Below are 22,317 nucleotides of genomic sequence, written 5' to 3' on the forward strand. Positions count from 1 at the left end.
GGGCTGCGGCTCCTGTGCTGTGTTTGCCTTATGGGATTCAATGTGCCTGCATTCGATTCAAAACAAAAAGAATAAATATTGATTTATTTATAACCAGGTGGAATACAGAAGTTGAGACACAAAAAAGCCTCGCACTAGGCGAGGCTCTTTTTGTGGTTACGACTTACAGGAAGCTGTAAGTGTAGTTCACGATGAAGCGGGCTTGGTCTTTGTCAGGGCTGCTTTCGCCACTACCACGGTAGACAGCTTGACGCACGGTGAAACCGAGGCCTTTGAGGGTGCCTTCTTGGATGGTGTAATCGACGCGTGCATCGCGCTCCCACTCGTTGTACGTGCCGTTGCCCGACTTGTTGCGAATGTCGTCACCGCGCAGGTAGGACATGGAAGCCTTCAAACCTGGAACACCCAGAGCAGCGAAGTCGTAGGAGTACTGACCAAAGGTGGTGTTCTCACCGGCACGGGCGAATGAGTTGATCATGCTGTCGGTGAACAGGTAGAAGCTGGAACCGCCAGCACCCTCATCCACCAGGCTGCCCTGGTTCAGCCAGACGAAACCGCCATCGTCGCCAACCTGCTGGTGACCGACCAAGAACGCATGGCCACCCAAGGTGTAGGTGAACATCGCAGACCAGGTCTTGTTGTCGATCTCGCCAGTATTCTTGGCATAGCCGCCGTTGTTGTTGAAGTTGTAGGCACTGTCATTGCCATTCTTGCCGTCGCTGCTGCTGTCGAAGTAGCGTAGGTCGGTCTTGAACGACTGGTTATCAGCGATCTTGTATACGTGAGTAGCCCCCAGGAAGTGCTGCTTGTAGAAATCTTCCAGGTTCGAGTAGTAGTACTGAAGGGTCAGGTCAGGTGTGAGCTTGTAGTCCAGACCACCGAAGCGGAACTTGTTGCTTTCAGCATTGGAACCAGCCACAGATAAGCCGGTACGGTTGCTCGAAGCACGACCCATGGCGTGAGTCAGCTGACCAGCATTGATGGTCAGATTGTCGATTTCCTTCGACTGGATGGTGCCACCCTCGAAGGTTTGCGGCAGCAGACGGCTATCGTTGGAAACCAGGATCGGAAGGTTTGGCGCAAGTGCGCTACCGAAGTGAGCCTCGGTTTTGGAGAAGCGAGCTTTGGCGTTACCACCGATACGAGCCCACTGGTCAGCGGACTTGTCGCCATCGTTCGGGAAGAAAGTACTACCGTGGTAGCCCCCACCACCATCCAAGTGAATACCCCAGACAGCTTGAGCATCCACACCGAAACCAACGGTACCTTCGGTGAAGCCCGAGATGTAGTCGAGCTTGAAGCCCTGACCAGATTCGCGCTGATCTGGACGAGGCTTGTCACCGTGAGCCTCGCGGTTATCGTCGTTGAAATACATGGTGCGCGAGCTCAGGGACAACTTGCTGTCCTCTACGAAACCGGCAGCGCCTGCTTGTTGGGCGAGAACCCCCAGTGCCACGGCCAGAGCCAGGCTGGACTTGTACATGTTTTGCTCCTCTACGTTCTAATTCTTGTAGGTCTCAGGTGGCCAGGTCTTCTGCCGTGCTCACCATGGATTGGCGATTTAGTCCCAAAGTGTGACCGTCTAGTCAATGGTTACTAAACGTTTCTAGACTTTGGTCTAAGGCGCCGCCTGGGCTACAGGATAATGACAATCCTATAAATCCAAAATGACCGTTTTATGAATTTCTAAGATTTTTGCGGAATAAGGTAGGAACCTTTACAGCCAAAAGTTGTATCGTCCGCGCAAATCATACCTTTAGGTTATTTGCAAACGTTTGCCAACCTGCTAGCCGCCCACCTCTCTTCTAAAGGCAAAAGAGCCTAGCAGCGGAAACCTGTTTCGCCAGCGGCACCCAGACCACTTGACAAGGGTTAAAACCTTTGGCTCCTAAGCTAATTCCAAAACGTTATTTATTTCTGATTTCTTAGATCATCTAGTCTTCTCGCCATCCATCACCACGATTGCCTGACGAGGAGTTCAACCATGATCCCGCACGCTCCGCTGCGCCTGTTCGCCGCCCTGACCCTCGCCAGCGCCAGCTGGTTGGCCCAGGCCGCTGACCTGACCGTGGCCTACCAGACCACCGTCGATCCGGCCAAAGTGGCCCAGGTCGATGGCGACTATGAAAAAGCCAGCAAGGCCAGCATCGACTGGCGCAAATTCGACAATGGCGCCGATGTGATCACCGCGGTGGCCAGCGGCGATGTGCAGATCGGCTACCTGGGCTCCAGCCCGCTGGCTGCCGCCGCCACCCGCAAACTCCCGGTCGAGACGTTCCTGATCGCCACCCAGATCGGCGCGGGCGAAGCGCTGGTCGCTCGCGACACCATCAAGACCCCGCAAGACCTGATCGGCAAGAAGGTCGCGGTGCCCTTCGTCTCGACCGGTCATTACAGCCTGCTGGCGGCGCTCAAGAGCTGGAACATCGATCCGTCCAAGGTACAGATCCTCAACCTGGCGCCTCCGGCCATCATCGCCGCCTGGAAACGTGGCGACATCGACGCCACCTACGTTTGGGACCCGGCCCTGGGCGTCGCCAAGGAGAACGGCAAGGTGCTGATCACCTCCGGCGAGCTGGCCGAGAAAGGCGCACCGACCTTCGACGCGTGGATCGTGCGCAAGGACTTCGCCGCCAAGCACCCTGATGTGGTCAAGGCCTTCGCCAAGGTCACCCTCGACGCCTACGCCGACTACCGCAAGGACCCTAAAGCCTGGTTGGCCAACCCTGACAACGTCGCCAAGCTGGCCAAGCTGTCCGGCGCCAAGCCATCGGACATCCCTGTGCTGCTGCAAGGCAACGTCTACCCGCTGGCCGCCGACCAGGCCAGTGCGCTTGGCGCGCCGACGACCCAGGCCCTCACTGACACGGCCACCTTCCTCAAGCAGCAAGGCAAGGTCGACGCAGTGCTGCCTGACTACTCGCCGTATGTCAGCGCCCAGTACATCCCCAACTAAGACTGCAACCGACGGGAGGCTGTCATGGCCTTGCTTGAGCTGGAGCGCATCAGCGCACAGTACCCCGGCGCCACCACCCCGGTGCTGGCCGACATCAACCTGAGCCTGGGGCCGCGCCAGCTGCTGGTGGCCCTCGGGCCTTCCGGCAGCGGCAAGACCTCGCTGCTGAACCTGATCGCCGGCTTCGTCGCCCCCAGCGGCGGACGCATCACCCTGGATGGTGTCCCGGTGCAAGGCCCTGGCGCCGAGCGTGGCGTGGTGTTCCAGGACGATGCCTTGCTGCCTTGGCAGAACGTGCTGGGCAACGTCGCCTTTGGCCTGGAACTGGCCGGTGTCGCTCGCCCGGAGCGCGAGGCCAAAGCTCGCGAGATGCTGGCCCTGGTCGACCTGGAAGGCTTCGGCGAGCGGCGCATCTGGCAGTTGTCCGGCGGCCAGAAACAACGCGTGGGCCTGGCCCGGGCGCTGGCGGCAAACCCTCGGGTACTGCTGATGGACGAACCGTTCGGCGCCCTGGATGCCTTCACCCGCGAACAAATGCAAGAGCTGCTGCTGCAGGTATGGCAGCGCACCGCCAAGCCGGTGTTCCTGATTACCCACGACATCGAGGAGGCGGTCTTCCTGGCCTCCGAACTCGTATTGCTGGCGCCGAGCCCCGGCCGCGTGGTCGAACGCTTGCAACTGGACTTTGGCCAGCGCTACGCGGCTGGCGAATCGGCCCGGGCGATCAAGTCCGATCCTCGCTTCATCGAAACCCGCGAACACGTGCTGGCGCGAGTGTTTTCCGAACGTGAAACGGCCCGCCGGGAGGCATCCGCATGAGCATCCTCGAACTGCCGGTTGCCACCAAGCGTACCGCGCCAGCGGCCAAGCCCCGCAAGCCACTGCCAACCCGCTGGATCAGCGCTCTGACCCTCGGATTGCTACTGTCCTTGTGGTGGCTGGTCACTGCCGCTGGCTGGATCGAACCTTTGTTCCTGCCCTCGCCCGCCGACATCCTGGCCAAGGCGTGGACGCTGCTTACCCAAGGCTACATGGACGCCAGCCTGTGGCAGCACCTGGGCGCAAGCCTGGGCCGCATCGGGCTGGCGCTGGTCGCGGCAACGCTGACCGCCATCCCGGTCGGCATCGCCATCGGCTACAACCGCGTGGCCCGGGGCATCCTCGACCCGCTGATCGAGTTCTACCGCCCGATTCCGCCGCTGGCCTACCTGCCGTTGATCGTCATCTGGTGCGGTATCGGCGAGCTGTCCAAGGTGCTGCTGATCTACTTGGCGATCTTTGCTCCGATCGCCATCGCCACCGCCACCGGCGTGCGCACCGTCGACCCTGCCAAACTGCGGGCCGCGCAATCGCTGGGCGCTACCCAGGCGCAATTGATTCGCCACGTGATCCTGCCAAGTGCCCTGCCCGACATCCTCACCGGCATTCGGATCGGCCTGGGTGTCGGCTGGTCGACCCTGGTGGCCGCCGAGCTGATCGCCGCCACCAGCGGCCTGGGCTTCATGGTGCAGTCTGCGGCGCAGTTCCTGGTTACCGACGTGGTGGTACTGGGCATCCTGCTGATCGCGCTGATCGCCTTCGCCCTGGAGATGGGCCTGCGCGCCCTGCAACGCAAGCTGGTGCCCTGGCATGGGCAAAGCCACTGATTTCCGACTGACCACGCTGGCACGCCGGCGCTAGAACGAGACAAGACATGAGCCTGACCGTTACCCCTCTCAGCCCAGCGCTCGGTGCGCTGATCAGTGGCGTGGATATCAGCCGCGAGATCACCGTCGAGCAACGCGATGCCATCGAACAAGCGCTGCTCAAGCATCAGGTGCTGTTCTTCCGCGACCAACCGATCACGCCTGAACAGCAGGCCCGTTTCGCTGCCCGCTTCGGCGACCTGCACATTCACCCGATCTACCCCAATGTGCCGGAAACCCCGCAGGTGCTGATCCTCGACACCGCGGTCACCGACGTGCGCGATAACGCGGTCTGGCACACCGATGTGACCTTCTTGCGCACCCCGGCGCTGGGCGCGGTACTTAGCGCCAAGCAGCTGCCGGCCTACGGCGGCGATACACTGTGGGCCAGTGGTATCGCCGCCTTCGAGGCGTTGTCAGCGCCGCTGCGCGAGATGCTCGACGGTCTGACCGCCACCCATGACTTCACCAAGTCGTTCCCGCTCGAGCGCTTCGGCACCACGGCTGAAGACCTGGCGCGCTGGGAAGCTACCCGCCGCAACAACCCGCCGCTGTCTCACCCGGTGGTGCGCACTCACCCGGTGAGCGGGCGCAAGGCGCTGTTCGTCAACGAAGGCTTCACGACTCGCATCAACGAGTTGAGCGAACTGGAGAGCGAGGCGCTGCTGAAGTTGCTGTTCGCCCACGCCACGCGGCCAGAGTTCAGCATTCGCTGGCGGTGGCAGGAGAACGACGTGGCCTTCTGGGACAACCGCGTGACCCAGCATTTCGCGGTGGATGATTACCGGCCGAGCCGGCGGGTGATGCATCGGGCGACCATCCTGGGGGACGCGCCGTTCTGAATGCCCTCGGCCGGTGGCCGCGGCCTTGTGTCGCGAAAGGGCCGCAACGCGGCCCCCGCGAACTATCGGACCAGGTGCAGGAACTGCATGTGCCGTTCGTACTGGTCGAGTATGTCGTTGATGATCTGCTCCTTGCTGTAGCCCACCAGGTCGTAGTTCTGGCTGCCCTCGCTCAGATGCACCTCCGCCCGGTAGTAGCGGCGGTTCTTCAAATCCTGGGTCCCCAATCCACCCAAGGCGAACGATGGCGTGAAATACCCGCGCATCTGCACCTGGTAAAGGAATGGCTGCTCCTCGCCATGGCCAATCTTCAGGCTGACGTTGTCGTGACTCGGGTCGTCCTGGGTAATCAGCGCCAGGCCCTTCTGCTCGAACACTTCGGTCACGTCGGCAATCGCCGGGCGCACCACGTCATCCATGAAGCGATACACCTCATCGCGTGACGGGAAGTGCACCGCCTGGCTCAGACGCTGGCGCCAGCCACCACGACCACGACGTGACTGGGCGAACGGCGCCAACGAGTGCATCTGCGCGATCTGCCGCTGGGACTCCAGGTAAAACGCCTTGTGCAGCCCCCACATCATGCTCAGCAAAATCAGCGAGAATGGCAGCGAAGTCAGCACCACCGCCGACTTGAGCGAGTCGATGCTGCCAGCGAACAGCAACCCGCTGGTGATCAGCGCCGTCATCGCGCCCCAGAAGATCCGCAGCCAGTTCGGCCCATCTTCATCGGCACCACCGCCCTTGGCGGACAGCGTCGACAGCACCACCGTGCCCGAGTCGGCCGACGTGACGAAGAACACGAAGCTGATGAAGACCGTCACCGCGATGACGGTCTTGCTCCACGGGTAGGTTTCCAGCAGCAGGTACAGACTCATCGACGGGTTATCCAGCGCCGACTGCCCGAGCGCGGTCATGCCGTGGTTGATCACCTGGTCCAAGGCGCTGTTGCCGAAGATCGACATCCACGCCAGGGTGAAGCCCAGCGGAATCAGCAGCACGCCGAAGACGAATTCGCGGATGGTCCGGCCACGGGAAATACGTGCGATGAACAAGCCCACGAACGGAGCCCAGGCAATCCACCAGGCCCAGTAGAACACCGTCCAGCCGCCGAGCCAGTCGCGATTCTCACCGTAGGCGTATACATCGAAACTCTTGCGCGGCAAGGCACCGAGGTAGTCGCCGAGGTTCTGGATCAGGGTGTTGAACAAGTGCTGGGTAGGCCCGGCGAACAGCACGAACAGCAACAGCGCACAGGCCAGGAACAGGTTGATGTCGCTCATCACCCGCACGCCCTTCTCGACCCCAGCCACCGCAACGGCTACCGCCGCACCCATCATCAGGGTGATGAGGATGACCTGCACCCACTGGCTATGGCTGATACCGAACAGGTAGTCCAGCCCGGAATTCAGGTGCAGCACGCCGAAACCCATGTCGGCACCGAGGCCGAAGACCGTGGCAATGATGCCAAAGCCGTCCACCGCATAGCCGATGGGGCCGTTGATACGCTTGCCGATCAGCGGATACAGCGCCGACCGCAGGGCCAGCGGCAGGTTGTGGCGGTAGGCGAAGTAGGCCAGGGCCATGCCGACGAAGGCGAACACGCCCCAGCCATGCAGGCCCCAGTGCAGGAACAGGATCTGCATCGCCTGGCGCCCGGCCTCCGCCGTACCCGCTTCGCCCTGAGGCGGTTGCAGCATGTGGGTCAGCGGTTCGGAGACGCAAAAGAAGAACAGGGTAATGCTGATGCCAGCGGCGAACAGCATGCCGGCCCAGGACAGGTAACTGAACTCGGGCTCGTCGTGGTCGGCACCGAGCTTGATCTTGCCGTAGCCGGACAAGGCGGTGACCACCACGAAGACCAGGTACAGGGTCATCGCCAGCATGTAGTACCAGCCGACCGTGTTGGCCGCCCAGTTCTGTGCCGCCAGCAGCCACTCACCTGAGGCTTGCGGGAATGCGATGACCACCAGGCCGAACAAAAGGATGAAACTTGCCGCGAAGTAGAACACCGGAGGGTTCATGCGGATCTTGCCGTGGGCAAGGGAAGCGGTCGGTGCACTCATTGGGCATGCACCTCGTCGAAGGACGTGAGGTTCGGATTGAACGGGTTCAGCAAAGGAATCCTCCTGTTGAACACCGGCAGCGGACCAGCGTTTTTCGTTGAACAAGCGTTCAAGTTAAACATGGATCGACTTTCAATGCGACCTGGGGTGCCGACTGGCGAAGGTAGAACCAGCTCGTGGCGGGGCTCCCACAGGCTCACTCAGGCCCCTGTGGGAGCGGGTTCACCCGCGATGGCGCCAACCCGACCCGCCCCCCATCAGGTCAAGTCTTGTCCTGGCAATCCAACTGCAAATTCGCCTGGGTGATGTTGCTCTCGGCTGGCACGCTGCGCGTCAGCCACACGTTGCCGCCGATGGTCGACCCCTTGCCAATGGTGATCCGCCCCAGAATAGTCGCCCCGGCGTAGATCACCACATCGTCTTCGACGATCGGGTGGCGCGCCAGGCCCTTGTGCAACGTTCCCGACTCGTCGCTGGGGAAGCGCTTGGCGCCCAACGTCACCGCCTGGTAGATACGGACCCGCTCACCAATGATGGCGGTTTCACCGATCACCACACCGGTGCCATGGTCGATGAAGAAGCTCGGGCCAATCTGCGCACCCGGGTGTATGTCGATACCCGTGGCCGAGTGCGCCAGCTCCGAGCTGATCCGCGCCAACAACGGCAGGCCGGCCTGATAGAGGTGGTGCGCCAGGCGATGGTGGATGATCGCCAGAATGCCGGGGTAGCACAGCAGGACCTCATCCACACTACGTGCCGCTGGGTCGCCGTGGTATGCGGCCAGCACATCGGTGTCGAGCAGCACACGCAGATTCGGCAGGGCCGCAGCGAAGTCCTGGATCAAGCGCAGGGCCTGGGCGTCCACGGTACTCAGGTCGCCCTTGTTGTGCCTTGCCGCGTAACGCAACTCCAGGCGCGCCTGGGCCAACAGCGCGGTCAGCGCGGCATCGAGGGTATGACCGACATAGAAGTCTTCGCTTTCTTCCCGCAGGTCCACCGGCCCCAGGCGCATGGGAAACAACGCCCCGCACAACTGTTCGAGAATGTGCCGCATGGCCTCGCGCGAGGGCAGTTCGCGCCCGCCTTGCTCACCACTGCTACGGCCATTGCGGGTGCGCCACTGCTCCCGGGCGCTGCGCAGGCCGCTGACGATGCTCTGCAATTGCCAATGCCCAGATGAAGATTGTTCGCTCACGGTGTTCTCCTGCCGGTGTTCTCGAATAGGCACGCATCCCCTGTAGCAACCGGCTTGTCGGCTACGGCATCCGCCGCCCACAAAGGAAGTGCCAGCCTTTTGTCCCACGATACGTCAATTCTCCCCCTTGGAAAAAACAACGCTTTATTCCATCCTGAGCTAACTCGGGCATAAGCTGATTCAAAATCGGGATTTAGGAATAACAACCTGATTTTTTATTATTTCCCGACCTATCGAATTCACCCCTATAGTCGCCAACCACTACTTCCACAACAAGCGCGGGGCCTGTCATGCCGAAATTTGCCAAACCGCTACTCAACGCTACCCTGGCCGTCCTGCTGGGCGCCGGTCTGCTCAGCCAGGCCTTCGCTGGCGAGCAACTGAAAACCATCCAGGAAAAAGGCGTGATCAACGTCGGCCTGGAAGGCACCTATCCCCCCTTCAGCTTCCAGGACGAAAACGGCAAGCTGACCGGCTTCGAAGTGGAGCTTTCCGAGCTGCTGGCCAAAGAGCTTGGGGTGAAGGCCAAGGTCCAGCCGACCAAATGGGATGGCATTCTCGCAGCACTGGAATCCAAGCGCCTGGACGTGGTGATCAACCAGGTCACCATTTCCGAGGAGCGCAAGAAGAAGTACGACTTCTCCGAGCCCTACACCGTCTCCGGTATCCAGGCCCTGATCCTGAAGAAGAAGGCTGACCAGCTGAACATCCACAAGGCGGCAGACCTGGCGGGCAAGAAGGTCGGCGTGGGCCTGGGCACCAACTACGAACAGTGGGTGAAACAGGACGTCCCGCAAGCCGATGTGCGCACCTATGAAGATGACCCAAGCAAGTTCGCCGACCTGCGCAACGGCCGCATTGACGCGATCCTGATCGATCGTTTGGCCGCGCTGGAGTACGCGCAGAAAGCCAAGGACACCCAACTGGCCGGCGATGCGTTCTCGCGCCTGGAGTCCGGTGTTGCCTTGCGCAAGGGCGAGCCTGAGCTGCTGGCGGCCATCAACAAGGCGCTGGACAAGCTCAAGGCTGACGGCACGCTGGCCAAGCTGTCCGAGAAATACTTCGGTGCCGATGTCACTAAATGATCGCTGAAAGCCTGCAACTCGTTGTCGATTCCGCGCCCTTCCTGCTCAAGGGCGCGGGTTATACGGTACTGCTCAGTGTCGGCGGCATGTTCTTCGGCCTTGTGCTGGGGTTTGCCCTGGCACTGATGCGCCTGTCGAAAATCCTGCCACTGAACTGGCTGGCACGTGTCTACGTGTCGTTCTTCCGGGGCACACCCCTGCTGGTGCAGTTGTTCGTCATCTATTTCGGCATGCCACAGATCGGTATCGAGCTCGATCCGATCCCGGCATCGCTGATCGGCCTGTCGCTGAACATGGCGGCCTACATCTGCGAAATCCTGCGGGCGGCCATCTCGTCGATCGACCGCGGCCAGTGGGAAGCCGCCGCCAGTATCGGCATGACCCGCACCCAGGCCATGCGCCGGGCCATCCTGCCGCAGGCCTTGCGAACCGCACTGCCGCCGTTGGGTAACAGCTTCATTTCATTGGTCAAGGACACTGCCCTCGCGGCGACCATCCAGGTGCCAGAGCTGTTCCGCCAGGCGCAGTTGATCACCGCACGCACCTTCGAAGTCTTCACCATGTACCTGGCTGTTGCGGTGATCTACTGGATTCTCTGCAGCATCCTCGCGCACTTCCAGAACCGCATGGAAGCGCGGGTCAACCAGCACGACCAGGAGCATTGAGCATGATCGAAGTAAAAGGCCTGACCAAGCAGTTCAAGGGCCAGACCGTGCTCAACGGTATCGACCTGACGGTGCAGCCCGGCGAAGTGGTGGCCATCATCGGCCCCAGCGGCTCGGGCAAGACCACCTTCCTGCGCTGCCTGAACCTGCTGGAAACCCCTGATGCCGGGCAGATCCAGATCGGCAACATTCGCATCGATGCCACCCGCCCGCTGGGTAGCCAGCAAGGTGCAATCCGCCAGCTGCGCCAGCAAGCCGGCTTCGTGTTCCAGAACTTCAACCTGTTCCCCCACCGCACGGCCCTGGAAAACGTGATCGAGGGGCCGGTGATCGTCAAGAAGACCCCGAAAGCACAAGCGGCGGAATTGGGCCGGCGGTTATTGGCCAAGGTGGGCCTGGCTGGCAAGGAAGATGCCTACCCACGGCGCCTGTCCGGTGGCCAGCAGCAACGGGTCGCCATTGCCCGCGCCCTGGCCATGGAGCCGGAAGTCATCCTGTTCGACGAGCCGACGTCGGCGCTCGACCCCGAGCTGGTCGGAGAAGTGCTGGCCACCATCCGTGGGCTGGCCGAGGAAAAACGCACCATGATCATCGTCACCCACGAGATGAGCTTTGCTCGCGACGTGGCGAACCGGGTGATTTTCTTCGACAAGGGCGTGATCGTGGAACAGGGCGAGGCCAAGGCACTGTTCGCCAACCCCAAGGAAGAGCGCACACGGCAGTTCCTGCGCAAGTTCCTGGGAACTGCAGCCGGCGATTGAAGGCCATCAGCCGGCGCGCTGGACCTTCAGTCAGCCGGCTGCTTGAACACGTAGAACAGATTCGGCTCGCTGACCAGGTAGATCGTTCCGGCTTCATCCATGGCGATACCCTCTGCCTGCGGTACCGTTTCCTTCAACCCCTGATAGCCCTTGCGCAGCGACAAGGAGCTCAGCGGCCGGCCCTCCACATCCAGTTCCAGCACCAGGCGCGACTCGTCGGACAGCGCCAGCAAGTGCCCGCTGCGCTCATCGAACTGCAGGCTCGACAGGTCCCGTACGAACAGCCGTGAATCGCGCTCGCGGTCCTGCACCACATGCACGGCGTAGGGCTGTTCGGGGTTGGCATGCGGGAAGCCATGAACCTCATAGATCATCATCGGATCCCGCTCCTTGGCCACGAACAGGCGCTTGCCCGCCGAGTCGTATGCCAGGCCCTCGAAGCCCTTGTTTCCGTTCAGGCCAATGCCCAGCGTCAGTTGCTCGGCATCATGGGCATCAAGGAACATCGTGTCATCGTCCAGACGCACACGGATCAACCGCTGCTGGCGTTCGTCGGTGATCACGTAGCTGTTCGGCCCGACGTACTCCACAGCTTCGGGATCGCCGAACCCGGTCAATGGAACACGGCGTAGAATGCGGCCAGCCAACGACAGCTCGATCAATTCCGAGCGCTTGTTGGTCACTGTGAAGAGGGTCTTGCGGTCGGGGTCGTAGGTCAGCGCCGAAACGTCATCGTCCAGCCCTTCGACAGGTTGCGCCTCGACCACCACCCGGTAGCGATCCAGGCCGATGCTCTGCTGCGCAGGCTGCCACCAGGTCTTCAGGTTGAACCAGCCCCGCTCGAACAGGCGAAACTCATAGCCGGCCACCACCAACATGCACAAGGCAATCAAACCGAAGGTGGCAAGGATCAGTGGCGGGCGGACAAAACGGCGCATAACGGCAGACTCGACGTGAGGATGGCGAATCTAACCATGATCAACTGAAGTAAAGCTTAATGCTGGCGTAAGAATGGCCCGAAGCAATCTTCAGTCTTTTCTGAAGCGATAGAACAGGTTGGGCTCGCTGACCATGTACAGGTTGCCTTGGTCATCCATGGCCACCCCCTCGGCACGCGGCACGGTGTCTTCCAGGCCGTTGAAACCGCCCAGCAGCGTCATGAAGCTGACTTGCTGGCCCTGTTCGTCCAGCTCAAGCAGCATGTTGGAGTCAGCCGACAGCGCGAGCAAATGGCCGGTACGCGGGTCAACGTCAAGGGCCGACAGGTTGCGCAGGTCCAGTTCGTCATTAGGCAGCGATTGCTTCTCGCCCTTCAAAGGGCTGCGGCCATCGGTGCTCCAGGTGAATAGCTTCGGCGGGCGTTCTTCCCCGATGACCAGCCGCTGTCGCAGGGGGTCCCAGGCCACCGATTCGTAGCCCTTGTTGCTCTTGACCGACTCACCCAGGTCGTAGCTCTGGAAGTCGGTTCGGTTCAAGGCCGTGGTGTGCTCATCCACCTTGACCAGGGTCAGGTCGTGGCGGCGCTCGTCGACAATGGCCAGGTGCCCGTCCTCCAGCACAGCGACGCCTTCGGGGTTCTCCCAGCCGTTGAGTGGCATCTTGCGCAGCACATCGCCATCGAGGCTCAACTCGACCAGGAACGGATTCTTGCCCATGACGGCGAACAGGGTGCGGGTGCGCGGGTTGAAGGACAGGTCCGATGCCTCGTCGTCCTCCATGCCCGGCAAGACCTTGGCGTCGATGTCAACCCGATAGTTCGGCAGCCAGACGCTCTCGCTGCGTTCGGCCGAGCTCTCGAAGCGCTCCTTGACCCACAGCAGCCCCCGGTCATCCCAGTGCATCGCCACGGCAACGCCGTAACCGATCACGGCCGCCACGGCCAGCCCGAACGGCCAGCGCAGGAAGAAGCGACGCTTGTGACGGGAGGTGGCAGGGGCGCTGGGGGAGGGAGCCATGCGAAGAGTTCCTGGAATGTGCCGGGCTAACGCTGGCGCCGGTAGATGGACGATGATCAGCGCATTATCCAGATGGTTTGTGAAAAAACTGTCTTGCACACGCGCTGAAGGCCACCTGGCCGACAAGCCGGCTCCCCGGTCAAACCGTGCAACCTGTGGGAGCCGGCTTGCCGGCGATATCCGGCGATGCCGGCAGGCCAGCCGTCAGAGCACGCGGCTTTCGAAACGGCTGACGCCCGGCAGCTCCAGCACCAGCTCATCGCCCACGCTGAACGGGCCAACGCCGGCTGGCGTGCCGGTCAGAACCACATCGCCCGCCTGCAGGGAAAAGTGCGCGGCAATGTGCTGGATCATCGGCACGATGGGGTTGAGCATCATCGCGCTGTTGCCATCCTGGCGCACTTCGCCATTGATGGTCAGGCGAATGCCAATGTCGGTCAGATCCTCGAAGCTGGCGGCGGAAACGAACGGCGGCAGCACGCAGGCACCATCGAAGCTCTTGCTCAGCTCCCACGGCAGGCCCTTTTCCTTGAGCTTGGCCTGCACGTCGCGCAGGGTCAGGTCCAGGGCTGGCGCATAACCGGAAATAGCGTCGAGCACCTCTTCCTCGGTCGGCTTGGTGGACAGCGGCTTGCCCAGCAGAACTGCGATCTCCGCTTCGTAGTGAACCGAGCCACGGTCGGTCGGAATCTTGAAGCCACCTTCCAGCGGCACCACGCAACTGCCTGGCTTGATGAACAGCAGCGGCTCGGTGGGAATGGGGTTGTCCAGTTCCTTGGCATGCTCGGCATAGTTACGGCCGATGCACACCACCTTGCCCAGTGGGAAGTGGATGCGCGTGCCGTCTACGTACTGGTGCTGGTAACTCATGGCCGACTCCTCTGGATACTGCTTTTTATTCAGGAGCGAAGATCTTACCCGGATTCATGATCCCGTTAGGGTCGAAGACGGCCTTAATTGCCTTCATGCAGGCAATTTCTTCAGGCGAGCGGCTGTAGCCCAGGTAGTCGCGCTTGGTCATGCCTACGCCGTGCTCCGCGGAGATCGAGCCGTCATAGCGCTGCACGATCTCGAACACCCACTTGTTGACCTTGGCACAGGAGGCGAAGAAATCATCCTTGCTCATAGAGTCGGGCTTGAGGATGTTCAGGTGCAGGTTGCCGTCGCCGATGTGGCCATACCAGACCACTTCGTAGTCCGGGTAGTGCTCGGCGACAATGGCGTCGATGTCACGCAGGAAAGCCGGCACTTTCGAAACGGTGACCGAGATGTCGTTCTTGTACGGCGTCCAGTGGGAGATGGTCTCGGACAGGTACTCGCGTAGCTTCCACAGGTTCTTGAGCTGGGTCTCGCTCTGGCTCATCACCCCATCCAGCACCCAGCCCTGCTCGACGCAATGCTCGAAAGTGGCCAGGGCCTCGTTGGCGACGTCCTCGGTGCTGGCCTCGAATTCCAGCAGGGCATAGAACGGGCAGTCGGTCTCGAACGGTGCCGGAACATCGCCTCGTGCCATGATCTTGGCCAGGCCCTTGTCGGAGAAGAACTCGAAGGCGGTCAGGTCCAGCCTGGCCTGGAAGGCATGCAGCACTGGCATGATCGAGTCGAAGTCCGGTGTGCCCAGCACCATGGCAGTAAGGTTGCGCGCAGCGCGATCCAGGCGCATGGTGGCCTCGACCACGAAGCCCAGCGTACCTTCGGCACCGATGAACAGCTGGCGAAGGTCATAGCCTGTGGCGTTCTTGATCAGGTCCTTGTTCAATTCGAGCAGTTCACCCTTGCCAGTGACCACCTTGAGGCCCGCGACCCAGTTGCGGGTCATGCCGTAGCGAATGACCTTGATCCCACCGGCATTGGTGCCGATATTGCCGCCAATCTGACTGGAGCCGGAGGAAGCGAAGTCCACCGGGTAATACAAGCCATGTTCTTCAGCAAACAATTGCAGTTGGCGGGTGATGACACCCGGCTGACAGACCACGGTGCGGTCGAAGGCATTGAAGTCGAGAATCTGGTTCATGTAGTCGAAAGCGACGACGACTTCGCCGTTGGCCGCCACGGCGCCGGCAGAAAGCCCGGTCCGCCCGCCAGAAGGCACCAGCGCGACCTTGTGGCAATTGGCCCAGCGGACGATGGCCTGTACCTGCTCGACCGTCTTGGGAAAGACGATGGCCGAGGGTGCTGGGGGAAAATGCTTGGTCCAGTCCTTGCCGTATGTATCAAGGGAAGCCGCGTCGGTCAGCACCCGGCCAGGGTCGACCAGGGTCTTCAGTTCATCAATTACCGCCGGGTGGGTCATCGCCGGAACTCTCGACTTATTCATAGTCACCCTGAGCACTCTTCACCTGTCGGGATAAGCTCAGATTGTGTCGCGTATGCTAGCATAGCCCCCCTGCTGTTCGTGCTAAGGCCGACACCGCGCCGCTTTACCCCCTCGCCATTTTTTCTCCGGGATACAGGTTTACGCAGATGAGCAAGACTTCTCTCGACAAGAGCAAGATCAGGTTCCTTCTTCTTGAAGGTGTGCACCAGAACGCGGTGGATACCCTCAAGGCTGCCGGGTACACCAATATCGAGTACCACACTGGCTCGCTGCCAGAGGCGGAACTCAAGGAAAAGATCGCTGATGCCCACTTCATCGGCATCCGCTCGCGTACCCAGCTGACCGAAGAGATCTTCGACAGTGCCAAGAAACTGGTCGCTGTCGGCTGCTTCTGCATCGGTACCAACCAGGTCGACCTGAACGCTGCCCGCGAGCGCGGCATCGCCGTGTTCAACGCCCCGTACTCCAACACCCGTTCGGTGGCCGAACTGGTACTGGCTGAAGCCATCCTGCTGCTGCGCGGCATCCCTGAGAAAAACGCCTCGTGCCACCGTGGCGGCTGGATCAAGAGCGCGGCCAACTCGTTCGAAATCCGTGGCAAGAAACTGGGCATCGTCGGCTACGGCTCGATCGGTACCCAGCTGTCGGTCCTGGCCGAAAGCCTGGGCATGCAGGTCTACTTCTACGACCCGCTGACCAAGCTGCCGCTGGGTAACGCCACCCAGGTCACCAGCCTGCACGAACTGCTGGGCCTGGCCGACATCGTCTCGCTGCACGTTCCTGAGCTGCCCTCCACCCAGTGGATGATTGGCGAGAAGGAAATCCGTGCGATGAAGAAGGGCTCGATCCTGATCAACGCCGCCCGTGGCACCGTGGTCGAACTGGATCACCTGGCCGCCGCCATCAAGGACAAGCACCTGATCGGCGCCGCCATCGACGTATTCCCGGTCGAGCCTCGCTCCAACGACGAGCAGTTCGAAAGCCCGCTGCGTGGCCTGGACAACGTGATCCTGACCCCGCACATCGGTGGTTCCACCGCCGAAGCGCAGGCCAACATCGGCCTGGAAGTGGCCGAGAAGCTGGTCAAGTACAGCGACAACGGTACCTCGGTATCGTCGGTCAACTTCCCGGAAGTGGCCCTGCCAGCGCACCCAGGCAAGCATCGCCTGCTGCACATCCACGAAAACATCCCTGGCGTACTCAGCGAGATCAACAAGGTCTTCGCCGAAAACGGCATCAACATCTCCGGTCAGTTCCTGCAGACCGACGAGAAAGTGGGTTACGTGGTAATCGACGTGGACGCCGAGTACTCGGACCTGGCGCAAGAGAAACTGCAGCACGTCAAGGGCACCATCCGTTCCCGCGTACTGTTCTGAGTTTCCACCGCTAACGAAAAAGGCGACCTTCGATGAAGGTCGCCTTTTTTATTGCCTGTGTCCCGGCTCTTTCGCGAATGAACCCGCTCCGGCAGCTTCAGCATGCGAAAGGAGCAGCAATCATTTCACGGTTACCGTGATTTTCTTCGACTCGACGCTCGGCTTGAACGGCACGTGATACTGGTCGCCCAGCACCAGCTGCAAGGTGTGCTTGCCTGGGGTCAGGGTAATGGTCGCTTCGGTCTGCGCCTTGCCGAAGTGCAGCACTTGCGGGCCGGCCGGCAGCGGCGCGTTGTTCTCCGGCATCAGGCTGGTTGGCAATGGCTGATCGGCAGCCGGTGCTGTGTCGACATCCACCAACAGGTGGTGATGGCCGGTGTGCGGGGTCTGGTCGCCAGCGGGCTTGAGCGCCATGCCTTCGATACCGAACTTGACGGTAAAGGTCTTGTCGACCGTGGCACCATCGGCGGGGGAAACGATGAAGACCTTGGCATCCTGGGGCGGTTCCTGGCTCTTGAGCGCATCCGCAGCGCCGGCGAACACCGATACCCCCATCAGCAAACCGGCGACGGCAGCACGCGAAAATAGGCTGTTCATTCACTTCTCCTGTGATTCACTTATTGGCCGCCCCCAGTAAAACGAATGGCGGCGGTAATTCACCATAGCCCACAAAGAGAATTTTTTCAGTTAGGGTTAAACCTCGCCAAGGCTTCAAGGTCATAGGCTGCGCTCGACCGTGACGAGGAAGAAAGTCGCGGCGAAGGTTATTCATCTGCCAAATAAAAGGGGCATTCATGCGTTCGACCATAGGCGTACTGCTGGCAGTACTGATCACTCCATTGGCTCAGGCCGAGCTGATAGATGAAATCAACGACCGCGGCGAACTGCGCATTGTCGTGCAGGCTGATAACAAGCCTTACGCCTTCAAGGAAAACGACCGCCTGACCGGCTTTCAGGTCGAGTTTGGCCAGGACCTTGCCCGTGAGCTGGACCTGCGCGCCGAGTTCATCGAGGCGCCTGCTGCCGATGTGCTACCAGGCGTAGAAAGCGGGAAGTACGACGTCGCACTGACGGCGGAGCAAGCACAGACCGCCGCCAACGGCACCTTGGATGTCAGCCAGCCTTATGGCGAGAAGCAGCTGGTCATTCCGTTCCAGAAGGACAACCCGGCCTTCCAAAGCGCGCTGAACAATGCCCTTCAGCGCCTGAAGGACAGTGGCCGTACCGCACAACTCGAACAGAAGTGGTTCAAGGCGATTCAGACAGCCGAGCCAGCGCCCGCTGCGCTTGCTCCAACTCCAGCTCACTGAACACCAGCACGCCCTCGCGCCGCAGCAATGCCGCCGTGACGCCCTCCCCCGGCACCTTCACCGCGCTGAAGGTGCCATCGTAGGTCAAACGGTTGCCACACGAGGGGCTGCCGGCTTTGAGCACCGCCACGCCGATCGCGTGCTGGCGCACCAACGCCAGCGCCTGCCGCGCCCCAGCCAGAAAGGCACCGCTGACATCCTCCCCGGTGACTGTCAGCACCTGCGCCATGCCATCGAGTACCTGTCCGCCTTGCCCGCCCGGAATCTCCGCAGGAGGACGCGGCGTCGGCAAGCCGCCGGCCACTTCCGGACACAACGGCACTACACGGCCTTCGGCCTGCCAGCGCTGCAACTGATCGTGGTGCCCGCTGGCCCGGCCGTCGTAGCGCACCGGTTGCCCCAGCAGGCAGGCGCTGACCAGGACCTTCGGCAAGTCAGAAGGGTTCGTTGCCACGGCGGCGGAACCAGCCCGTCAGCGACAAGCGCTCGCGCCCGGCCGGCAAGACTTCATGGGGAACATCACCCGAGAGGAATACCACCAGGCTACCGGCCAACGGCAGGACGTCGTGCTCGACTTCGTCGGCCAGGAACATGCGCAACTGGCCGCCGTCCTGGGGCTGCCAGTCTTCATTGAGGTAGAACACCGCCGAAACGCTGCGGCGATCATCGTCGCGGAAACGATCCAGGTGCCGGCGATAGAATGCACCCGGTGGATACAGGGCGAAATGGCATTCGAAGTCCTCGAGCCCCAGGAACAGGCTACGGTTGATGGCCTGACGCAAGCAGTCCATGGCTTCGAGATAGCGATCGCAGGCGTCGGCCTGACCGGGGTCGATCCACTGGATCTGGTCGCCGCGAATGGCCTCGCGCACTTCCTGGGAAGCGCCCCGTCCAACCCCGGCAGGGTTGAGTTCGCCTTCGGCATGACGGCGCCGACACTCGGCCGCCAGGGCGCGCACCAGGTCCGCAGGCAAGAAAAGGGCCTGCTGCGACCAGCCACGGGTGGCGAGGTCATCGACGACGGCCGACAGCATAGGGTGTTCAGGAGAGATGTGCATGGCGCGCATCATATCCATTAGCCATGACCACGGACAGCGCCACTTGGCTGAGAACCACTCTGATATCTCGACAAAATACCGCCGAGCCAAGGACAATAGCCGCCTGCCGACAGGAGTCCTGAATGCGCCGTCTGTTTTCCCTGCTTCTGCTGATGATCTGCACCATGCCTGTCTGGGCAGACAGCCTCGATCAACTGTACAAGGCCGCCGGCTGGCCCGACCAGCGCGCCCATTTCAACGATGCCCTGACCGCTGCCCAGCAGCGCTACCGCAACAGTTTGCCGCCTGCCGTCTACCAGGCCCTGGTCAACAACAGCAACCAGCGCTTCCAGGCCCAGGCCATGGACCGCCGTGCCCAGGCGCAACTGCGCGCTACCCTGCCCAACCCTTCGCCAGCGCTGGCCTTTTTCCAGTCGCCACTGGGGCGCAAGGTGGTGGCGGCTGAACTTCAAGCTACCCGCAAGGACCAGTTGGCCAAGAATGCCAAGGGCCTGCCAAAGGTCCAGGCCAGCGACGACCGCCTGCTGATCATCGGCCACCTGGCCCAGGCCTTGCCGGCACGCGAGGCCGGAGCCGAAGTGAGCCTGGCGATCGCCGGCGTGGCCGCCGACAGCCTCAGCTCGATGATCCCCGGCCTGTTCGGGGGCGGGCAGGCCCAGGGCATGCTCGACGGCCAGCGCCAGCGCCTGATGTCGCAAATCGGCGAAGACCTGAACAACACGCTGCTGTATGTCTATCGCGACTTGTCCGATGCCGAGCTGGAGCAATTCGCCACCTTCGCCGAGTCGCCTGAAGGCAAGGCGTACTACCAGGCAGCCCTTGCCGCTGTGCGTGCGGGGCTGGCGGTGGGGCAAAGTACCGAGGATCTCAAGTAGTCACGCCCAGCCGCTGGTCGATGAATGCGAAGTAGCGCTGGCGGATGCCAGGCAACTCGTTGGCCAGGTGGTGTCGTGCTTCCGGCAGCATCAGAATCTGTGGTTCGCGGAATTTGGCCTTGAGCACCTTGAGGTTATGCTGCCAATCCACCGTGCCGTCTGCCTCGCCCTGCACGATCAGCGGTTGCCGCGTGCTGCGCGGCGCCGCCTCGATCCGCTTGACCCAAGCCGCCAACGCCCCGACCCAGGCCGTGGGCAGGCGCCGAGGTTGGAGCGGGTCCGCTTCGAGAAAGGGCAAGAAAGCAGGGTCGTTGGTGTTCTCGCTGAAGCGCCGCTCGATGCCATTGACGAAGTGGCGCAACACACAATAGCTCAACTTCGACCAGCGCCACCCCCTTGGCCGCACCAACGGCGCCAACAGAATCACTTGGCCATCGGACGGGCTATGCTCGCCCTTGCTCAACAGGTGGTCGATCACGATTGCCCCACCCGTGCTTTGCCCACACAGGTGCCATGGACGAGGTAGCTCAAGCATGCGCGCCTGCTCGAACAACGCATCGAGCACCTGCTGGTACAGCGCAAAATCCTTGATGCTGGCGCGCTCGCCGCTAGACAGGCCGTGGCCTGGCAGGTCGCAACTGATGACCGCATAACCCAGGCCCAGGGCCCATTCGATCACATGTCGGTACAGGCCCATGTGGTCGTAGTAACCGTGCATCAGAAATAGCGTTGCCGTCGGCTCCCTGGGTAGCCACACCTGGCCGACCACCTCGAAACCCGCTGCCTGGAAGCGGCCAAGCCAACTGCGGGCCGGCAGGTCCAGGCCGTAGAAGCGCTGGTATTGCTGGGCCTGCGCCGACAAACGCTCACAGGCTGTCAGCGGTGCAAGGCTGGTACGCAGGTGGTTGGGGTCGAAAACAGCGGGCATCAGGTGCATCCACGGTAGAGCAAGTATTGATCTGGGATATTCAGCTCTGCCTGGCGTCATGGCAAGCTTGCTGACCTTCGAACGCACTGCACTGCCGCTCGCACAAGGCTCCGGAAACCCCATGAACGCCCACATCATCAAGCCTGCAATCACCCTACTGGCACTTGCACTCTGCGCCGCCGGGCTGTGGTGGGCCTACGATAGTTTCCAGTCCCGTTACCTGCGCTCGTTCGACAACCAGGCCACCCTGTTCGACGGCAGCCAACTGCGCCTGCCTGCAGAGCTGGCGGGCCCCGGGCCGATCCGGGTGGTGCACTTCTGGGACCCAGCTTGCCCCTGCAACGTCGGCAACCAGCAGCACCTGGGTGACCTGGTCAGCCACTTTGCCGACCAAGGCGTCACCTTCTTCGTCGTGCACAAGCCAGGCAGCCACGGCCAGTTGCCAGCCAACCTCAGCAGCCTGAAACCTATCACCCGTCTTCCCGGCAGCGAGCAGCTGCCAGCCTCACCTGCCGTGGCGATCTGGGACCGCCAGGGCCGCCTGGCCTACTTCGGCCCCTATAGCGAAGGCGCGGTGTGCAATGCCAGCAACAGCTTCATTGAACCCATCCTCAAGGCGTTGCTCGACGGCCGCCCAGTCACGGCCTCCAACACCTTGGCCGTCGGCTGCTATTGCACTTGGGCCGGGTGACGCTCGCGCGCAGGGTTACCCACCACCACAGCACCCGCAGGCACATCGCGCGTGACCACGCTGCCCGCGCCGATCACGGCATCGTCACCGATGGTCACGCCTGGCAAGATGATCGCCGCCCCACCGATCCACACGTTGTTACCGATAGTCACCGGCCGACCACTTTCAAGGCCGGTTCGCCGCAGTGCCGGGTCGAGGGGATGGTCGGCGGTATAGATCTGCACGGCGGGTCCGACCTGGCAGTCGTCGCCGATCCGCACAGGCAGCACATCCAGAATCACGCAGTTGAAATTCATGAAGCTGTTGCGGCCGATGCTGATGTTGTAGCCATAGTCGCAATAGAACGGCGGCCGGATTACCGCACCTTCGCCAGCATGACCGAAGTGTTCGGCGAGCAGGCCATGGCGCTGTTCGTTGAGCAATTCGAAGCTGTTGTTGTATCGCTGCATCCAGTGTTTGTTGGCGATCTGCTCGGCCTGGAGTTCAGGACAACTGGCGTGGTAAAGCTGGCCACTGAGCATCTTCTGTTTTTCGCTGAGGGACATGGGTACG

General features: G+C 61.7%; 24 protein-coding genes. 11 read left to right on the forward strand and 13 right to left on the reverse strand.

Annotated elements, in window-relative coordinates; translation table 11 throughout:
* Positions 1–163: 163 nt before the first annotated feature.
* A complete protein-coding gene (locus P3R38_RS23815; protein ID WP_277686667.1) occupies positions 164–1,483 on the reverse strand; it encodes an OprD family porin in 1,320 nt (439 codons plus the stop codon).
* A 501-nt stretch (positions 1,484–1,984) separates the two neighbouring features.
* On the opposite strand from P3R38_RS23815, the gene tauA reads away from it, so the two are divergent.
* From tauA to tauD, 4 genes are read left to right on the forward strand one after another with little or no spacing between them, the layout of a single operon-like run.
* Positions 1,985–2,956: a taurine ABC transporter substrate-binding protein gene (gene tauA / locus P3R38_RS23820; protein ID WP_023382907.1), complete on the forward strand. Its 972-nt coding sequence runs from the start codon at positions 1,985–1,987 to the stop codon at positions 2,954–2,956.
* 24 nt (positions 2,957–2,980) lie between these two features.
* Positions 2,981–3,775: a taurine ABC transporter ATP-binding subunit gene (tauB, locus tag P3R38_RS23825; protein ID WP_104881088.1), complete on the forward strand. Its 795-nt coding sequence runs from the start codon at positions 2,981–2,983 to the stop codon at positions 3,773–3,775.
* The gene (gene tauC / locus P3R38_RS23830) at positions 3,772–4,602 is read left to right on the forward strand and encodes a taurine ABC transporter permease TauC (RefSeq protein ID WP_023382909.1); all 831 of its coding nucleotides are present in this window, start codon (positions 3,772–3,774) and stop codon (positions 4,600–4,602) included. The genes tauB and tauC overlap by 4 nt, the downstream gene beginning before the upstream one ends.
* A gap of 47 nt (positions 4,603–4,649) precedes the next feature.
* On the forward strand, positions 4,650–5,483 hold the full coding sequence (tauD, locus tag P3R38_RS23835) for a taurine dioxygenase (protein ID WP_027907222.1): 834 nt from the start codon (positions 4,650–4,652) through the stop codon (positions 5,481–5,483).
* Positions 5,484–5,545: 62 nt separating this feature from the next.
* Here tauD and betT read toward each other — a convergent pair whose 3' ends face one another.
* Positions 5,546–7,507: a choline BCCT transporter BetT gene (gene betT / locus P3R38_RS23840; RefSeq protein ID WP_209439657.1), complete on the reverse strand. Its 1,962-nt coding sequence runs from the start codon at positions 7,505–7,507 to the stop codon at positions 5,546–5,548.
* 304 nt (positions 7,508–7,811) lie between these two features.
* Positions 7,812–8,744, reverse strand: a complete 933-nt coding sequence (epsC, locus tag P3R38_RS23845) for a serine O-acetyltransferase EpsC (protein ID WP_027907221.1) — start codon at positions 8,742–8,744, stop codon at positions 7,812–7,814.
* A gap of 290 nt (positions 8,745–9,034) precedes the next feature.
* Here epsC and tcyJ point away from each other — a divergent pair, with 290 nt between their 5' ends.
* From tcyJ to tcyN, 3 genes are read left to right on the forward strand one after another with little or no spacing between them, the layout of a single operon-like run.
* A complete protein-coding gene (gene tcyJ, locus P3R38_RS23850; protein ID WP_023382913.1) occupies positions 9,035–9,829 on the forward strand; it encodes a cystine ABC transporter substrate-binding protein in 795 nt (264 codons plus the stop codon).
* Entirely contained in the window at positions 9,826–10,494 is a 669-nt protein-coding gene (gene tcyL / locus P3R38_RS23855) for a cystine ABC transporter permease (protein ID WP_023382914.1), read from the forward strand. Before tcyJ ends, tcyL begins: the two co-directional genes overlap by 4 nt.
* A 2-nt stretch (positions 10,495–10,496) precedes the next feature.
* Entirely contained in the window at positions 10,497–11,255 is a 759-nt protein-coding gene (tcyN, locus tag P3R38_RS23860; protein ID WP_104881087.1) for an L-cystine ABC transporter ATP-binding protein TcyN, read from the forward strand.
* A 26-nt stretch (positions 11,256–11,281) separates the two neighbouring features.
* On the opposite strand, the gene P3R38_RS23865 is transcribed toward tcyN, so the two are convergent.
* The 4 genes from P3R38_RS23865 to P3R38_RS23880 all read right to left on the reverse strand — a co-directional run bounded on the left by P3R38_RS23865 (position 11,282) and on the right by P3R38_RS23880 (position 15,503).
* Positions 11,282–12,193, reverse strand: a complete 912-nt coding sequence (locus P3R38_RS23865) for an SdiA-regulated domain-containing protein (RefSeq protein ID WP_277686668.1) — start codon at positions 12,191–12,193, stop codon at positions 11,282–11,284.
* A 90-nt stretch (positions 12,194–12,283) separates the two neighbouring features.
* Positions 12,284–13,210, reverse strand: coding sequence for an SdiA-regulated domain-containing protein (locus tag P3R38_RS23870; RefSeq protein ID WP_104881085.1), 927 nt, complete (start codon positions 13,208–13,210; stop codon positions 12,284–12,286).
* Between the two features lie 204 nt (positions 13,211–13,414).
* Positions 13,415–14,080 (reverse strand): fumarylacetoacetate hydrolase family protein, encoded by a 666-nt coding sequence (locus P3R38_RS23875; RefSeq protein WP_023382918.1) that lies wholly within the window; start codon positions 14,078–14,080, stop codon positions 13,415–13,417.
* A gap of 25 nt (positions 14,081–14,105) precedes the next feature.
* The gene (locus P3R38_RS23880; RefSeq protein ID WP_023382919.1) at positions 14,106–15,503 is read right to left on the reverse strand and encodes an FAD-binding oxidoreductase; all 1,398 of its coding nucleotides are present in this window, start codon (positions 15,501–15,503) and stop codon (positions 14,106–14,108) included.
* 170 nt (positions 15,504–15,673) lie between these two features.
* Between P3R38_RS23880 and serA the strand changes: the two genes are divergently transcribed.
* Entirely contained in the window at positions 15,674–16,903 is a 1,230-nt protein-coding gene (gene serA, locus P3R38_RS23885) for a phosphoglycerate dehydrogenase (protein WP_023382920.1), read from the forward strand.
* A 120-nt stretch (positions 16,904–17,023) separates the two neighbouring features.
* On the opposite strand, the gene P3R38_RS23890 is transcribed toward serA, so the two are convergent.
* Positions 17,024–17,500 carry a DUF4399 domain-containing protein gene (locus P3R38_RS23890; protein WP_023382921.1) on the reverse strand — a complete coding sequence of 159 codons (477 nt, stop codon included), beginning with the start codon at positions 17,498–17,500 and terminating at the stop codon, positions 17,024–17,026.
* A 16-nt stretch (positions 17,501–17,516) separates the two neighbouring features.
* Entirely contained in the window at positions 17,517–17,711 is a 195-nt protein-coding gene (locus P3R38_RS23895; RefSeq protein WP_158491103.1) for a hypothetical protein, read from the reverse strand.
* Between P3R38_RS23895 and P3R38_RS23900 the strand changes: the two genes are divergently transcribed.
* A complete protein-coding gene (locus tag P3R38_RS23900) occupies positions 17,698–18,213 on the forward strand; it encodes a transporter substrate-binding domain-containing protein (protein WP_023382922.1) in 516 nt (171 codons plus the stop codon). The genes P3R38_RS23895 and P3R38_RS23900 overlap by 14 nt on opposite strands.
* On the opposite strand, the gene P3R38_RS23905 is transcribed toward P3R38_RS23900, so the two are convergent.
* Together P3R38_RS23905 and P3R38_RS23910 are read right to left on the reverse strand one after the other, a co-directional pair.
* Positions 18,152–18,667, reverse strand: a complete 516-nt coding sequence (locus P3R38_RS23905) for a DUF523 domain-containing protein (protein ID WP_027907219.1) — start codon at positions 18,665–18,667, stop codon at positions 18,152–18,154. The two genes, P3R38_RS23900 and P3R38_RS23905, sit on opposite strands and share 62 nt — an antisense overlap.
* A complete protein-coding gene (locus P3R38_RS23910; RefSeq protein ID WP_081669665.1) occupies positions 18,648–19,280 on the reverse strand; it encodes a 2OG-Fe(II) oxygenase in 633 nt (210 codons plus the stop codon). Before P3R38_RS23910 ends, P3R38_RS23905 begins: the two co-directional genes overlap by 20 nt.
* A 113-nt stretch (positions 19,281–19,393) precedes the next feature.
* Here P3R38_RS23910 and P3R38_RS23915 point away from each other — a divergent pair, with 113 nt between their 5' ends.
* Positions 19,394–20,146, forward strand: coding sequence for a DUF2059 domain-containing protein (locus P3R38_RS23915; RefSeq protein ID WP_023382925.1), 753 nt, complete (start codon positions 19,394–19,396; stop codon positions 20,144–20,146).
* Here P3R38_RS23915 and P3R38_RS23920 read toward each other — a convergent pair.
* Positions 20,139–21,074: an alpha/beta hydrolase gene (locus P3R38_RS23920; protein ID WP_023382926.1), complete on the reverse strand. Its 936-nt coding sequence runs from the start codon at positions 21,072–21,074 to the stop codon at positions 20,139–20,141. The two genes, P3R38_RS23915 and P3R38_RS23920, sit on opposite strands and share 8 nt — an antisense overlap.
* A 121-nt stretch (positions 21,075–21,195) precedes the next feature.
* Between P3R38_RS23920 and P3R38_RS23925 the strand changes: the two genes are divergently transcribed.
* A complete protein-coding gene (locus tag P3R38_RS23925; RefSeq protein WP_104882326.1) occupies positions 21,196–21,765 on the forward strand; it encodes a DUF6436 domain-containing protein in 570 nt (189 codons plus the stop codon).
* Here the strand turns inward: P3R38_RS23925 and P3R38_RS23930 are convergent.
* Complete coding sequence (locus P3R38_RS23930; protein ID WP_023382928.1) at positions 21,744–22,310, reverse strand: sugar O-acetyltransferase; 567 nt, start codon at positions 22,308–22,310, stop codon at positions 21,744–21,746. The two genes, P3R38_RS23925 and P3R38_RS23930, sit on opposite strands and share 22 nt — an antisense overlap.
* Positions 22,311–22,317 lie beyond the last annotated feature (7 nt).

Source organism: Pseudomonas sp. NyZ480, from assembly GCF_029537255.1.
In the GTDB taxonomy this organism is placed as follows: Bacteria; Pseudomonadota; Gammaproteobacteria; order Pseudomonadales; family Pseudomonadaceae; genus Aquipseudomonas; species Aquipseudomonas taiwanensis.